Source organism: Microscilla marina ATCC 23134, assembly GCF_000169175.1.
Classification (GTDB): Bacteria; Bacteroidota; Bacteroidia; order Cytophagales; family Microscillaceae; genus Microscilla; species Microscilla marina.
This window is the reverse complement of the sequence record NZ_AAWS01000014.1, coordinates 80,359-96,068: the sequence shown is the minus strand read 5'-3', so window position 1 is coordinate 96,068 and position 15,710 is coordinate 80,359. Positions and strand designations below refer to the sequence as shown.

The 15,710-nt window shown below is 39.3% G+C and carries 15 protein-coding genes; 1 reads left to right on the top strand and 14 read right to left on the bottom strand.

Features of this window, described 5'->3' with window-relative positions; translation table 11 throughout:
- Positions 1-5: 5 nt before the first annotated feature.
- From M23134_RS14840 to M23134_RS14780, 13 genes are all read right to left on the bottom strand, one after another.
- Entirely contained in the window at positions 6-647 is a 642-nt protein-coding gene (locus M23134_RS14840; RefSeq protein ID WP_045113626.1) for a hypothetical protein, read from the bottom strand.
- Positions 648-659: 12 nt separating this feature from the next.
- Positions 660-1,442 (bottom strand): hypothetical protein, encoded by a 783-nt coding sequence (locus tag M23134_RS14835; protein WP_002697472.1) that lies wholly within the window; start codon positions 1,440-1,442, stop codon positions 660-662.
- A gap of 11 nt (positions 1,443-1,453) precedes the next feature.
- Positions 1,454-1,681, bottom strand: a complete 228-nt coding sequence (locus M23134_RS14830) for a hypothetical protein (protein ID WP_002697471.1) — start codon at positions 1,679-1,681, stop codon at positions 1,454-1,456.
- A complete protein-coding gene (locus tag M23134_RS14825; protein ID WP_002697470.1) occupies positions 1,669-1,944 on the bottom strand; it encodes a hypothetical protein in 276 nt (91 codons plus the stop codon). Before M23134_RS14825 ends, M23134_RS14830 begins: the two co-directional genes overlap by 13 nt.
- 17 nt (positions 1,945-1,961) lie before the next feature.
- Positions 1,962-2,594, bottom strand: a complete 633-nt coding sequence (locus M23134_RS14820; protein ID WP_002697469.1) for a hypothetical protein — start codon at positions 2,592-2,594, stop codon at positions 1,962-1,964.
- Positions 2,595-2,610: 16 nt separating this feature from the next.
- A complete protein-coding gene (locus M23134_RS14815) occupies positions 2,611-3,693 on the bottom strand; it encodes a hypothetical protein (protein ID WP_002697468.1) in 1,083 nt (360 codons plus the stop codon).
- An 8-nt stretch (positions 3,694-3,701) separates the two neighbouring features.
- Entirely contained in the window at positions 3,702-4,418 is a 717-nt protein-coding gene (locus M23134_RS14810; RefSeq protein WP_002697467.1) for a DUF6046 domain-containing protein, read from the bottom strand.
- Positions 4,419-4,423: 5 nt separating this feature from the next.
- Positions 4,424-7,441 carry a phage tail tape measure protein gene (locus M23134_RS14805; protein WP_002697466.1) on the bottom strand — a complete coding sequence of 1,006 codons (3,018 nt, stop codon included), beginning with the start codon at positions 7,439-7,441 and terminating at the stop codon, positions 4,424-4,426.
- Positions 7,442-7,600: 159 nt separating this feature from the next.
- Positions 7,601-7,987: a hypothetical protein gene (locus M23134_RS14800; protein ID WP_002697464.1), complete on the bottom strand. Its 387-nt coding sequence runs from the start codon at positions 7,985-7,987 to the stop codon at positions 7,601-7,603.
- Between the two features lie 138 nt (positions 7,988-8,125).
- Positions 8,126-8,545 (bottom strand): hypothetical protein, encoded by a 420-nt coding sequence (locus M23134_RS14795; protein ID WP_002697463.1) that lies wholly within the window; start codon positions 8,543-8,545, stop codon positions 8,126-8,128.
- Between the two features lie 8 nt (positions 8,546-8,553).
- Positions 8,554-9,855 carry a DUF2586 family protein gene (locus tag M23134_RS14790; protein ID WP_002697462.1) on the bottom strand — a complete coding sequence of 434 codons (1,302 nt, stop codon included), beginning with the start codon at positions 9,853-9,855 and terminating at the stop codon, positions 8,554-8,556.
- A gap of 30 nt (positions 9,856-9,885) precedes the next feature.
- A complete protein-coding gene (locus M23134_RS14785; protein WP_002697461.1) occupies positions 9,886-10,371 on the bottom strand; it encodes a hypothetical protein in 486 nt (161 codons plus the stop codon).
- 521 nt (positions 10,372-10,892) lie between these two features.
- On the bottom strand, positions 10,893-12,236 hold the full coding sequence (locus M23134_RS14780) for a protoporphyrinogen/coproporphyrinogen oxidase (RefSeq protein WP_002697460.1): 1,344 nt from the start codon (positions 12,234-12,236) through the stop codon (positions 10,893-10,895).
- Between the two features lie 133 nt (positions 12,237-12,369).
- Here M23134_RS14780 and M23134_RS14775 point away from each other — a divergent pair, with 133 nt between their 5' ends.
- The gene (locus M23134_RS14775; RefSeq protein ID WP_002697459.1) at positions 12,370-13,158 is read left to right on the top strand and encodes a hypothetical protein; all 789 of its coding nucleotides are present in this window, start codon (positions 12,370-12,372) and stop codon (positions 13,156-13,158) included.
- A 225-nt stretch (positions 13,159-13,383) separates the two neighbouring features.
- Here the strand turns inward: M23134_RS14775 and M23134_RS14770 are convergent, their stop codons facing one another.
- The gene (locus tag M23134_RS14770) at positions 13,384-15,501 is read right to left on the bottom strand and encodes a GAF domain-containing SpoIIE family protein phosphatase (protein ID WP_002697458.1); all 2,118 of its coding nucleotides are present in this window, start codon (positions 15,499-15,501) and stop codon (positions 13,384-13,386) included.
- Positions 15,502-15,710 lie beyond the last annotated feature (209 nt).

The following is a 15,710-nucleotide window of genomic DNA, read 5'->3' as shown; positions in this document are numbered from 1 at the left end:
AGTTTTTAGGTATTCAGATTATAAGTTTTGCCACTAGTCTTGTACTTATCTACCATACCACGTATTTGTCTGGTAGTACTGATGTCATCTAAATCATAGAGGATGAATGGTGTTTCATCGCTTATGATCAAAGGTTGGTAACCATCCAGCAAAGCATACAAGCTCAAAGGATTGGCATCGCTCAACGAGGTAGCAGCACTATCGCTTAACACCCAGGGATGATTATTTCCTTCTTCGTTGTTGATAATTGTTTGGTACTTTTTAGCAAGATCGTTGGGGATTTTGATAAAAAAATCTACGGTTGTATCAATATCAGCATCATCTTTTACTACCAATGCCTTTGCCTCTACATCTGACAATACCAGGTTGCGGGCATCGCTGATTATAATGGCAGTAGAGTCTGCATGGATGATTCTAATTCGTTTTTCGGCAGGGTCAAATTTTTCATTGAGAAAATACTCTAGCACTCCGGTTTGCCCAGTAAGTCTTACCTCACTTAACATTACTTGCTGCTCGGCGATAAAATTACGGTGTCGGTTGTACAAAGGAGTGGTGAGTGCCTTTATGAACGCCAATAGACGGGGCTTGCGTAAAAATGGGGGTAAAAGCCAACCAGCAAGCTTTGGTATATCTACTTCGTATTTCATTCAGCGTAAAATTTAAGTGGGTAAGTCAGTCAAAAGTTGAATATTAGAAGCAGAAGCATCGTACTGAAAACGACCACTGGCCGCACTGTAGCTCAGTGTAACCAGCTTGGTCTGCTCATTCTGAGTCACACTTACTTCGTTCATTAGCAAATCGTCTATTTCGGGCAAGTTTCTCAATTTTGCAATTAAGTCATTGGTTTTAAAAGTTCCATTAAACCCTATTTCTTCCAGGTAAGCATTGATTGTATCATTTATCTTGGTACGGACTACCTCTTCGTTGGCAAGTTTATTATAATATACTTGCGCAATCAACGTGAGCACATCAGACGAAATACTCACATAACTTATCTGGGTGCCAGCAAACTTGACTTGTTCCATATACACCTTAAATTTTTCTAACTCGTCGCTAGACAATACATCCTCTTTTTTGGTAATTTTAAGGGTGACTCCTCCCAAAATATTTTCTTCAGCAGAAGCATGATGCACAATTTGCTTATTTACCTCCACCTCATCATATTTCAGCGTTTTTGGGTCAAGCAAGTCATCTAACTGAAAAGCCTGCGCCTGGTCTACATACCACTGCAAAGTACCTGGGCGTTTTGCTTCTATGGCAGTGTATACTTCCGTTTTAAAAACATCAATGAGTTGCTCTAAGGTAAAAATCACAAAAGCCATTACATATACAATGGCTCCCCATACACTAAACCGGGAAGAGGTATCAATGGTATTCAGTGTTTCGTCACTACTTTTAGCCGTCAGTATTTCGGCTTCAATTTCTTCAATAGTTCTTGCCATAGTTGTAAGGTTTAATCAGTCACAGGGATTACATCTTTTTCGCGTAAATAGCTGACGACTTTTGGGTTAATTACCTGCTCAGTATCTACCCGTAATATTTGCCCAGCCCTCAGGTCTTCGGTCAGTGCCAAGTCGTTGAGCATTGCCAGCTTGATGGCTCCGGTAGCATCGCCCAGGTATTGAACGGCTACATCGAGCAGGGTTTGGCGGTCTTGTACTTTGATATTTATGATTGCCATCGTGCTTCTATTTTAAATGGAAGGTTTCTAAAGTCAGCTGCGGTTATTTGGGCTCCGTCTACTGCCAGCTCAAGTTTTATTTTACTTTCCAAGGCATTCAAACGTACCTCTCCTTTCATAAAATCTAGGGCATTGACTCCTATGGAGGGGTACTGTTTAAAAGAACCTTTGTGACTCATCACCACTATTTCGGTGGTTTGGTCGGTGGCTTCGCCTATTTGGTTAGTAATGTCAAAGTTTTCGTCCAAGAGTAAGTCTTTCATTGTATTAAGTTATATTGTCAGTGTTTTACTTTGTCGTTTTCTAGGTCTGTCACCTGGGTTTCGGTCAAGTTGCCTATGCTTGGGGGTGACTCAAAACTAGTAGTGATAGAATTAGCAGTTGTTGTTGATGTAGTATCTATATACTGGTGATTATGTCCTTTATAATCGGTGATCAAATCATTCACTTTTTGTTCTAAGGCGTTAAGTTTTTCTACCAAACTCTCAATTTTTATCAAGCCTTTGTTTTCGCCTTGGTGCAAGGTGACATTGCCTTCATTATCAATTTTGAGAATTTCTTCCTCGTTTTGTACCAGTTGTACTTCGTCTATGTCAGAGTACATGGAGATGTAATAGTCTGCCGAATTCATTCTGGTTCGTTGAGTGTCTTCCATTAGGCTAACCAGTACAATACTTTTTACTTTAGGTATCAGAATAAAACCATTTGGGTTAATTGAGTTATCCTGATTTACAATATGTGCTTTTAAGTTTACTCCTTCTATTTTCATATCATTGGCTAGTAGTTTTACTATACACTCCATTTCTGCCATATTTACGCTTACTACTTCGGCCTTCTGTCCTTGTACAAGAGTTCTATCATCCACCAAGTCTTTTAATTGATCCGCTACTTCATCTTCAGTATATATTCTCATGGCTATGTCTTTTTAACTAGGTAAAATCAGGAGTTGAGTCATTGTCAATGATTGAAGGAATGTTTTCAGGCAAAGAATCCACAAATCCACTCTCCCCTCTGGGAAGCAAATCATCCAGTATCATTAACTTACCCAATTTCACATTTCTTCTAAAGCCTTCTGTACTAAAACTTGTGTCCACTCCATCAATAAAAAAAGTTCCATTTTTTTGCCCATATTTTACACTTTTGAGTTTAGCCAAATGACTATGCTTTACATAAGGCAAACCAAATGTTTCAATGGCTCCTTCTAAAGTATCTTGCTTAAGTTTTTCTAATTTAGCTTTGGCTAATTTTTTCAATACTTTTTCATCCTCTATGTATTTGAAGTGTAAGGTTCTCTCTTCGCCATCTGGATCACCTACTGACACTTCTATTTTTTTACCATTTCTCAGTATAGACACAGCTTTAGCCTTCAACTTAATCGTATCTTTGCTTCTAAACAGAAGGTTCTCTTTTACAATATTCCCTCGATCACCATCCAAATGATAAACATGGGTAGGGGTATTCAATTCAGTTACATAATCACTACCTACCAATAGTTTATTTCCTCTAAAATAAGCTGTTATAAAATAACTTTTTTTAAGTTCTTTTATAACTTTATAGGGAGTTGCTCCCTCAATTTTAAATTTTTGCAAGGTAAGTTTGGGTATAGATTCAGTAAGTACTACTGCGTCGCCAAACAATTCCTTGAGCAAATCATTGATGGTAATTTCTTTGTAAAATTTAGTAATACTTGGTTTTCGTTTCCAGATATAAGCTTCGTTTTCACAAAATAAAGTAAAGGGAGTAGAGAACTGTACCCGATCAATGTAACCTTCAAATTCGGGATTAAAATTATCGTTATTAAAACTAGTAGCCATACTCAGCTCTACTTTCACCTTATCCCCCGCCTTAAAAGTTTTGCTTCCTATCCTGTTGAGATATTTCTCAAGGTTAGGTATTTTCACTTCACAGGTTTCAGCAATATTTTTCCAATTGCTCTGTATTTTTATACTATTCACTGATCTTATTTGGTATTTCTCAGCAATCGTTATCTTTACTTTGTTAATATAAGCCATACCTGATTTTATTTTTCCAAAACCAATATTTCTTTATGCTCATCCGCAATAGCATTAAATGAGTAAGTAAAAGCAGTAGGATAATACGTTATATCAGATATTTCCGTAATAACAATAGAACCTATTCCTAACTTGCTCAATAACTTACACTTTACAGGCAATGCTTCATTTTTTGCAAATAATTGGTATAATTCATCGAGTTTATCTATTGGAAATTGATCATCCCGAACATACAATTCTCCGTAGTTAGTCTCTACTAAATTCAGTGCGTTTTGTAGCTGAGTCAACTGATTAGGTTGATAGTTGATTTTATGTTTTTTTGTATTCTCTATGTATCCTTGTATTTTTATCTTAAAAACATCGTGTCCAATCATTTCTACCACAGGTGGGCGAGCCGAACCAGCTACTTTTGTTGTGATTACATTCTTCTTAAGATTTACAGATATAACAGGTGGAGGATTAAAGGTGTAAGCATCGCCTTTTTCTCTTCCCTCACCCAAGGTAAGATCAAATACCGAAGCATTTTGAGTTGTATTAGTAGATTTCTTGAGCGGATTTTCTGGTCTGCTATCCAACCTTTTAGTAATCTCAGCACCTGCAGCTCCCGATATTCGGTTTGCGGCTTTAATAACAGTCCCATGTACATCCAAGTATTGGTCTACCCCCAACACACTGGGAACAAAGCCATAAAAGTTCAAAAATTTTTGTTGATCGAATAATGCCATAATATTTAAGATTGTTGTGCATTGTTAACTACTCTCATAAACATTTCCAAAAACTTATCATAGGTTTGTTGAGTGCCAGTTTCTATATTTTCGGATTTCACTACAAAATCTCCATCTACGAAACTACCAATCTTAATATGATAGTTTTTTTCTTTTACTCCACTAGCCGATACTTGCTGTAGACCTCCTTGAAGTTTTTTGTTTTCTTTGCTATCTTGGTGAAAAGTTCCCGAAAATCCTCCCATTCCTTTTTGAGCTGCTTTGCGCACTTTAGCGTTGTGGGCATACATTTGATCCAATAAACGTTGTTTTTCCTTTGCTGGAATTTGCACGCTATCAATCGTTCTATCCTTCGGAGCTATTTTCTTTTTTTCCAACACGTTTTTATCCTCTAAAAACTTTTTAGCCTGCGCCTCATTAAAACTCATAGCTCTTGGAGCTCTATCCACTTGGCTAATTTTTGTATGCAGTGCTTTTTTATCTTCAGTACCTAGATATACTTTTTCGTAAGCTAGTAGCCGCCTCAAAATCTCCTCGTTAGTAATGTAGTATTTACCCAAAATTTGTTGGTTACCACGAACCTTTTGTCCATTGCGATCCCTTATTCCTTTCTCTTCAATTCGTCGTTTTTGCGCAAAAGCATCCATCTTTTTATCAATAGACATCTGTTCTCCATTTACATTTACATTGTAAGCAGTGGGAGTGCTGAATTTTTTGTTTAGCATATCTTTTTTATTTCCCAAAACATTCATTTGCTCGCCTGTCTTTCTGAACCCACTAGTAAGCATAGAGAAAAAACCACTAAAGAGACCTCCAATCAAACTGATGACTGGCTTAAGAAGAGCAAAAAAGCCATCTACAATCTCTCTAAACCAGTCAAACTCTTTATAAGCCCATTGTACTGCTGCTATCAAGAGAGAAAGAATCATTACTACTCGTAAAATTGGATTATTATTCATCACAGTATTGAGTAGCTTCCAGATTTTTATAAATGAGAAGGATCTCACCGCTGCTATCATTTGTGCCATGCCCAAAGCATTTATGCCAAATACTTGCATCCAAATTCTTCGGGTCAAAACTAAAAACAACACCGATGCTAAAAACAGCACAGGGTTGCCCGTACGCACTGCTGCTATCAACATCCCAAAGCCTGTGGCTAAAAATAATATAGGTGCCATGGTAGGCAGCAAAGCTAATTTCAACCTTAACATATTCATGTATAATATGCCAATAGCAAATGCTACTCCCAACAATATAGGCTTGATAGCACCCCAGTTAGTTTGTAAAAAAGCCGCCAGTTGTTCAAATTTTATTGCCAGCCACTCTACAGCTGGAGCCAACATCCCTCCTATGGCTACTTGCAATCGTACAAATGACTTGCTTGCTATAGCCATTTTGCCTCCCAAAGAGTTATTCACATCATTGTAGGCTTTTGTTAGCGCCGTAACTCCACCTAAATCCTGCTTAAGTGCCAGCAAATGAGATTGATAATCACCTGACTTCTGAATCAGTTGAGTAAGCACCTTAATGGCATCAGCAGAGCCTTTCCCTTTAATACCGAGAGACATTAATTGCCTTAAAGCAGCCTGAGGGCTCTTAAGAGTAGATAATTTCTCTATCAATGCTTGTAATACCTCCCCTGATTTCAATTTTTCTAAACCTTCAGGCGTTTTGCCCAAAAAACCTGCAAAATTTTTGCGATTGGCAGCTATGCCATGCATTATTTTAGTCAAAGCAGCAGAAGCTTGTGGTGCCTTTATACCTACTCCTTCAAGGGTAGCAGCCATAGCCAAAAGCTGATGATTGGCAGGGGCTAACTTTCCTAATGATTGAGTGCTTTTGAGCATTTCAAACAAGTTGGTAGCACTTGCACCTTGTTTGCGCAAAACCAGCATAGATGAAGCAATTTTTTCGGTGAACTTAGCCACATCCATTCCTACAGCCTGATCAGGGCTCAGGTTGCGAAACATATTTTGCATGGTTCCTGCCAAAGCATTAGGACTTGCCCCAAATATATTGCCCATCGTAGACTGAATTTTATCTGCTACTTGAACAAACTTTACCCTCATAGTATCAGGAATGGCAGTGGATTGCTTCATCATATCCAACAAAGCACTGTCTGAGGTACGCGTATGTATCTTTTGCAATTCTCGCAGCGATTTTTGAGACATGCCTGTGGCATGGGCTACCTCTACCATTTTATCGCTATACTTAGCTGCTTCTGATACAGCCGACTTGAGAAATGTGACGCCCTGAGCCACTTGACCATGAAGTTTTTCTTTTGCAGCTACTTTTTGCTCATTTGTATAAAACGTACCCTGCAACTTCTTTATCCCATCAATACTTTTTTGAGTCTTGGCTATTTGAGTATTATAATGTTTGATTTGTGTCGCAGAAAAAGCTTTATTTCTAGCTTTTTCCAGGTTTGTCAGCTTTTTTTCAAGTTGATCAAGCGGGGTAAATGTTTTTTGTATACCTTTACTCAAACCTTGATAAACATTCTGTTTTTTTAACCTATTTAAGCTCTTACTAACTGTGCCTATCTGTTGATCTAATTTGGTAAAATCTGCATTTGAATCCTGCGACTTCATTTGCTTTCGAGAGGTCAAAAGAAGCTTGAGCATTTCTTCCTTTTTAATTAAGCGATTGATTTGTGCAATTTGTTTATCATATCCTTTTACATATCCATTACTTTTCCCAGATTTACTCTTGTTTCTTAAGGCTTGAATATCCTTGAGCTGTTTGTTGTATTTACCCAGTTGGGTCGTAGGAAACCTATCTTTGACATTTTTTGCAGTCTCAAGGCTTTTTAGATTTCGATCAAGTTTTTTAACTTCTTTGTTTAAGTTATCAAATTGAAAATGCGCAAAGGTCTTTTGAGTTACTTTACCCCAAGACTCTATGTCTTTTTTTAATTCCTGCACCTTGGGATTTATCTCCGAAAGTCGTTTTTTATGCTCATCAATTTTTTGATTTACATTTTTATAAGTATTCAAAACATTTTTTAAGTGTGATATATTCATAAAAAAAGCTTTACTTATTCTCTTGCTCTAAAATCCAAACGGCTTGTTCGTATAAAACCCAAAAATCATGGTCTTCGAGTGCGTCTAAATCGGTTTGTTTATACGCACCCCGAAAGATGCGCATAATAATGGCAGAAGCCTGAAGGTAAGGGTTGCTACCTACGAGTCTTTTGGCCGTTGCCTGCGCTTTCCCATAGTAGCCTCCAATGGGGTAATGATCATTTTTACCTTGTCGTGAATGGCCCGGCGCACGTCTTCGTTTTCTTTGATCAAATCTAAGCCATTTAAAGAACAGTTATTGATGATCACGTCGTTGTACTTTCCTATGTCTTCGTCTTTGATAATGGCCTGGTTCGCCATTTTTATCACAAAGTTGGTAGGCGATTTAAACAAAAACTCCCCGGATTGCATCCCGGTTTCGGGGTCGTTTACTATAATAGAGGTAATGCGCCCATACTTATCTTCCAATTCAAAATAAACTTCATCATTTACATCTACTACATTGTTCAAGTTTATCTCTTCTTGAGTTACTTTATTTTTCGTCATGTCTCAAAATTTAAAAATGTATAATTATAACCGATGACCAACTCACCTTGTACATTAATGTAAGTGCGCACCATCTATGGTTATTGAAGATAGTTTTATTAAAAGATCACAGTCAGCGACTGTGATCCTTTTTTACTCTTATTTGACGTGTTCTATCACATTTAACATTATTACCTCCATCTCTATGGCCTCTACTCCATCACCAGCCGCAAACTTCTTCGCAGTTTTGGTAACTTCTACCCCAATCCACTTATCTGTTGTCTGTATGCCAGTATGATCTGGCATATATACAATACTTATGTCAAACGGTTTCAGATCAAGCACCGAAAGCCCTTTAGGCACTTTTTCCTGAATCTTATTTACAAACTCAGAATGTATAACTGTGACTTTCCCAGTAAACTTCTTATTGCTGTACTGAGTAGAATAAGGGTGTGCCTGCCCTACAACATGCAAATGATTTTTTTCCATTTCCATGTCATAGCTCATCTCACGTATGCCATAAAAAGGACTTTCACCAAACATACTTACTTCTATTCTATTTACATTATATTCTGCCATGGCTTTAATTAACTAGGGTTATCCAATGAAATAATGGTTTCGATTACGTCTACACTTCCAGTAGGAACAATAGACTGATTAATGACTACCTTTTTGGTAGATAGTACATTTTGGGTAGGGTCAATATTGATTTCTACGCTTGATATTTCGGGCAAACGTGCAGGATCAGGATGCTGTAGCATTTCCTCAGTAATGGCACGAGTAATCACATCTTTGAAACGCTCTACTACTGAAGCCAAAAGTTGCCCAGTATTACCATCTACTTGAATGGTGGCTTTCAAAAAATTAAGGAAAGTGGCACGGGTAATGCGAGCAGCCTTGTTTGCTACCCGGTTCAACGACAAACGGCTATTGCTTTTGGTAGCATCTTCGCAGGTATTATCGTTTACAAAGTAAAAGCCTGCATAGCCCGCATAACGATCTATAAAAGTGTACCCTTTGTTATGCAACATATCCAATGATGCTTTATCAAACGCATTCAAACTTTGTGCTCCCGAAAACTCCACCTCTTCTACTGGCAAGTTATCTTTGGTTTGAAACAAAGGAGGAACCGTCAAACGCCCAATATTTTGGTTTACCTGAATGCTGGCCGCTTTGCCCAAGGCAAGCCCTACTGCAGCATAATGTACTGCGCTTGGAATCAGTGGGTTCTCATCCACATCTTTTTCCAGTGCCAGTCGGCGGTTTTTGTCCCGGCTACTCACCACCATTACATTGCCTGCATTTTTGGCACGCAAATCGGTCGCAGCAGTAGCGGTTCCGGTAAACTTTCGGTTTTCTAAAATAATCTCCACTGGGCGGTGCTCTTCAAATTCCCCATTGGCAAACGTATGCGCATGCGTAATGGCAGCCTCCAAATCGGCACTAATGCTTGTAGTATCAGCTTCACTCACACCATCTGCTGGATTCACTGCCACCCCAACCAACTTAATATCACCTCCTTGTGTTTGTAGGTAAGTCTTAAGTGCTCCATAGTGTGTTGCCAAACCAGCAATGCCATCAAACAAGTCCTTGAACGTGGAGTCGGCACCTGTAGCAGTTTGTGGTACTAACAACACATGAAGAGGGGTACCGCTTGCCAAAGCAAAGAAATCTTTGACATGCTCCCACACAAGGGCTTTCTGGGCAATATCGTTGGCAGCAGTAATGCCTGCGGCTTCTGCCCCTTTAAGCGATACAAATTCGTTTTCATTCACCAGGGCGGCATAAGCAGCTGGGGCAGAAACCACCAGCAAACTAGTGCCATCCTGCAAAGCAGCAGCACCAATGGTGGTTACTTCTTTTTTAACAATTAAACTAGGTCTTTGCATAATGTAAGAGTATTATTAATCTAAATCCATTTAATTTATTTGGGTGGTAGCCTCTGGTACTTCGGTACGCCCAAGTTCATTTTCTACGCGCTTGGTATCGTCATTGATCGTAGTTACAAACTGTAATACGTCTATCATCAAACCATCACGTACCTGATTGGCTTGCTCTCTCAAGCGAGTAAAGTTGAAAAAACTACTGGAGCCTGCATCTTGCAGTGCCAGATACACTTTGTTGGGAAAATCTAAAAGAGTGGCAATGGTTGCCTGGGCAGGTGTTGTTGTGTTCAGATCGGCGTGCTGCTGTACCACATGTATGTCTACAATGCTTTCGCCATATTGTAAACCTTGTCCTTCGTCCTGGTAATTGGTTTCTCCAAAGCCAATGAGCGCCAACGGAAAACTCAATCCTGTCAAATCAGCCTGATCTAATTGCCCACGATCTACGTCTATTTGTTGCAATTCGGGCACTTTTGTAGTTAAAAGTGATGCAATGTGAAGAAATAGTTGCCCTTTCATAATGATGCTGATTAAACTAATTAAAAGTACTTAGTGATCTTTCATAAATAAGATCACCTATGTGATTTTTAACTAAAAAAACAAAATTTTATACACGCTACTCCACCACCCACCTTTAACAATTACACTCACAAGAGAAACAAAACGATCAAAACAACAACTTAAGTCATATTAAATCATCTATGCCTTATACAAGTAGCAATCCGTGACTGTCAAAACATTGACAATTATCACGATATACAGGTAAAGCTTTCAATGTGATTTATTTGTATTGAATACTTTTTTTAAGCGTCTGTTATTATATACTCTAGTGGTAAAATCCAACGGATAGGTATTTTGTATTTTTTATCAAAAAAAACATAAAACACCCCTTAAAAGGCTCTAAACACCCATAATATTTTGTAATTTTAAATAGTATGATTATAAAAACAGAATGGTAATCAGTGAGTCAACACTTGTTAACATTACAAGTAGCTACTTTTGATGGGTAGGGTTGCTGGCAATACACTCAGGGGGGCAGGCTAACTCATTTGCTGCACAATGTCTTTGCCGTAACGCATCATATCATGAATGTGCCCATATACAAACTTACCCCCTCGCCCCGATAAATGCAGATTGGTGAAGTGTTGAAGGTAGGCATTGATTTTAGCTATTTTTTGAGGGTAATCCAATGCCAATACTGGGTAAGCATACTTGATCGCATAAGTAGTAGTATCTATGATATCGGCGGCAGTAATCAAACCTGTACTCACCAAACCACGGCAAGTTTTGGCAACGAAGTCTTCTTTACTCCACTGCCCCAAAGGGCTACTTTCGTTGTAAGGTATTTCGGCAATCAAAGAGGTTTTGCCTGCCGGAGCCATGGCTATGCTTCGGTTGCGGGGTTCTACTACTCTGGTAAAAACCAGGTCATTGTCAGGAAAATAAAGGCTTGCATTGGGTGTAACCAAAGGTTTGTTCAAAAATATTCCTACCAGCATCAAGTGCTGAAACCGAATAGCGCGGGTCAAAGCCAATATTTCTGTGGACGCTTTGGGCTCAAGTATTTGCAAAAAGATATTTAAGGGCAAGGTGCTCACTACTTGTGCCCCGGAATGAATCGTTATTTTTTCCTGATGATTGACTTCTATAGCTGTAATGCGCCCGTTATGATGATAAATCCGGGTAATGGGCGAGTTTTTGTGTACATGCTTCTTTCCGCAAGCCACCTCCATTCGTTCAAATATTTCTCCTATCCCCGACACCGGGTAATAAAAACTGCCATCTATGTGCTCGGTTTTGGCTTTATTGCCTTGCAATGCTTCTTTGATAAAAGTACGTAAATTCAATCCAGACAACCTTTTGCCTGCCACTTCGGGCGAAAGTTGTGCCGGGGGCAGCCCCCATAGTTTTTCGCTGTAGTTGAGCAAAAACCGCTGGGCAATTGTTTTACCATAAGTCTGCACTGCTAACTCTTCAAAGCTTACCCCAGCAGTTTTTGGCAAAGCCTGTAATTTGCTTTTGATAAACTGCCAACTTGCTTTGGCCAATTCTTTTACTCCCAGGTTATGTACCAGGTTAAGCGGGGTGAGCGGAAAGTCAACCAGCTTTTGTTGGCTGTAAATCTGGCTGGGAGCATGAATTTGAGGCATGCGTTCTCCCATGAGTTCTAGTAGGTCTTGGGTAGTCTCAGGGTCTTTGGCGTGAAACCGGTGCGCCCCCGAATCAAACCGAAACCCTCCGTGACTCAAAGTAATACAGTTACCCCCTGTCTGATGGCTTGCTTCGTATAAAGTAAAATCTAAAGATTGTTTTTGGGCATAAAACCCCACTGCCAGCCCGGCAGGTCCTCCCCCTAAAATGGTCAATTGAGATGGCTGTGTCATAATTATTGCAAAATAGACATTTTCAATAAGGCATCAATCAATACCTTTTGCTCTTTTTTAGGTTGCTGCTGTTAACTTTTAGTCAAAACCTGCCATAAACAAGCAAAGTTTATTTAAACCTTCTCAATTAATTATGAAACCACTCAATTTTATTTTATGGAAACCTGAGGGTGCTCCTGAATTTTCGCCGGGAGGCGCCACCTTTACCGATGGTACCACTATAGAGCTGGCAAGTGCAGCGGCTACTTATGTACAAGAGAACAGCCTCGAACTTACTCAAACCTCTTTTATCATTACCTTAAACTCAGACGAAAAAGAACTGGCTTCTCATACTTTCCAGATGGAGAAACTGGGAGGTTCGGTTAATCTATGGTTATTGGCAAACCCTAAAGAAACTGACCCCAATGGAAGTTTTACGGGTAAGTTTCTTCAGGCATTGTGCGACTTAGCACCCGCCCAAACTCCACTCACTATTAAAATAGGAGCAACCACCAACGAAGAAACTACCTGGATAAATGAAGGAAACCTGGTGTTTGACGGTACCGCAGGAAATGAAAAGTATCAGCAACTGCTTACTTTTTACGACGATGTAGACGCCAGCCGTAGCCAAGCCAACAAAGAAACTACTGAGGCTTACGCCGAAAAAAGAGCAGAAGAAGCTCAAGCACGACACAATGCCAATCACTTTGAGGTATTTTTTAAAAGTAACCATTCCTCACAAACTACTTATGTGATTTGTAAAGACACGAAAAGTTTGTCAGAAAATATAGTGGAGGTTCAGCCCAATGCAAAAATAAGTGTAGAATTTTGGCGAGGCTCTAGCCACGAGATACTGGCTTACTCACAAAATGTGTCAAAAGAAGCTGCCCACAAAGTCACTACGGTCACCGAAACCCTCGAAAATCAAGAGATTTTGATATAATGGCAGAGTTCCGGGGACTTGAAGCCAGGTACACTCTACCAGCAACTCACAAGTTTGGATGTTAGCTATTTAAATTACTGATTATCAATGGTTAGTTTTATATAAAACTCCGGTGGGGTATTGGTTTAAACAAACCTTTGATAAAAGAAAAAGCAGGTGATACTTTGATTGTTTCACCTGCTTTTTGCGTGCTGCACACCCAGTCTTTTTGCTCTATTCATTTGGTTAACCTTGTGTAGGGTCACTGTTATCTGTTTGGGCATCTGCCTGACCTTCATTAAACTTGATCAATAAAGCTGTATGATCATCATGTACAGGCATGCCACGGCTAAAGTGATTCAGGTCAGTAATAATTTTATCGTTGATCTCATCAGGTGACAAATGGGCATTGGCAAGCACTAAGTCTTGTAGCCGTTCATAACCATACTCTTCTTTTTCTTTGTTCATTGCCTCTATTATTCCATCGGTATATAACAACAACATATCGCCCTCTTCATAGTTAAGGGTTTGCATCTCGATGTGGTCAGAAAACAACTTATTACGCAAAATACCCAACCCCATTCCTTTGCCCTGATAGTACTTTACCTCTTTGGTTTGGTGATGATAATACAACGTAGGGCAGTGTCCGGCACGGGCAAACTCTATTTTTTGGGCACTGTCATCTATCAACAAAATGGTTACTGTAATAAAAGAAGCCCGGTCTAAACAATTAGTCAAAGCATTGTTGGCGTAGTACAAAAAACGCTCGGTGCGTAAACCAAACTGAGCCAGGCTATGAAACACTCCTTTCATTTGCGCCATATTAAATGCCGCGTTGGTGCCCTTGCCCGACACATCGCCCACAATCACCATTACCCGGTTGTTGTCAATGGGGTAAATGTCATAATAATCGCCACCAACATCTTGTGCTGAGTCCGAAAATGCCGCAATTTCCATTTTTTTGCTCACCGTTAACTCTTCGGGTAGCGGCAAAAGGCTTTTTTGCACCGTGCGCGCAATTTTTATTTCTTCTTTGTACCGTTCTGCTTCAATGGTTTTGGCAAGTAGCCGGAAGTTTTCAATAGAAATGCTTGCCTGACGCACAAAAGTCTTAATCAACACTTTTTTGTCATCGTCAAAGCCATCTTTCACATTTTTCAGCAAGGTCAGGTTTCCCAATTGGTGATCGTGCGCCACCAATTTTTGCGTAAGCATCGATTTAAAACCATGCTCGTTGAGGTCTTCCATCAAAGGATCATGCTCTTGATTGCGGGCAAAGGTGGCATCAATTATTCGACGGGTGTTATGGCGTTTGATGATCCGCTTGAGCTTGCTTATCTCTTCTTTGTCTACTCCTTTGTGCAAAAAAGCCACCTGTTCGTTGTTTTCATTGGTAATTTCTAACCAGGCAGCATCTGCTGAAGCAGTATTGACCGCACTATCCAGCAAAATCTCGTATACCTGCGCTTCTTGTTCACCTGCCTGTAGTGACTGTGACAGTTTCTGAAAACTGATAATTTCTTCCAGTTTTTTTTCAAATACCGAAGTAGTGGGCAGGTTAAAGACCATTACTAACATAGAAAAAATAGTGTAAAAAATAACAAAGGCAAAAATGGCAATGATGTATACACTATGGTTCAGGTTGGTAGTAAGGTAAGGATGATTGGAGTGCCTGATCACCGTTTGGAAAAAGAAAATAGCAAATAAGGTAATGAAAGACAGCAGTAGTATACTCTGCCATTTCTCTTTGGCATTGAGGTATACCACCCATTTAAAGTTAAATGATAGGTTGAGCGCAAGTAAGATTAAACCACCCAACACCAGTAAAAACAAGGGTTGATTGAAGTCAAGCTCAAAAAAGTTAAACAACAGACTAATCAGCAACAAATACTCATACACAGTCCAAAGGCGTTGCAAACGCTGGGTTTTTTGGTGCATAATGAGCTTTTTCCAGTAAAAAAAAGCCTTGCTCAGAAAAATCACCAGTAAGCCTATATTGATATGGTACAGCAAATTGAGCCAGCGCTCTTGGTGGTGGGCTTCCAGGTAGTTGCTGCTCAGCTCCATTGCCGCGTATACTATCAAAGCTATAGTGTTGGTAACCAAGCCAGTAATAAACAAACTGGTGAGCAACTCGATAAAATCTATTTCTTTGAGCTTTTCGAGCCTGGAGTTGTAGTAAAAAAATACACTAAGAATAAATAAGTTTAGGAGAAGACCTTTGAGGTAAAAGTCTGACCCTACCCCAAAAAAAGGCACTGGAGTAAGCCCAAAAGATGATAGTAAGTATATTACCAGCAATAACAACCAACTGACAATATTTACATATATAAATATTCCTATGACATTTCTTAACGAGAGCATATTTTTTATTTAAAACAAACATTTGGTTGACTCTAGTCGTCAGCCAGATGTTTCGTTAGTCGAGTTATTGTTTACTGTGTAAGAAGCATGCCTGACTTGCTGCTATTATTAATTTAACAGCCCAAGCAACTATTCACCTTTATTGTATGCCTGAGTGCATAAAAAACATTTGAAATGCTTAAGAAAAATTACAACAAACAACGCTCATT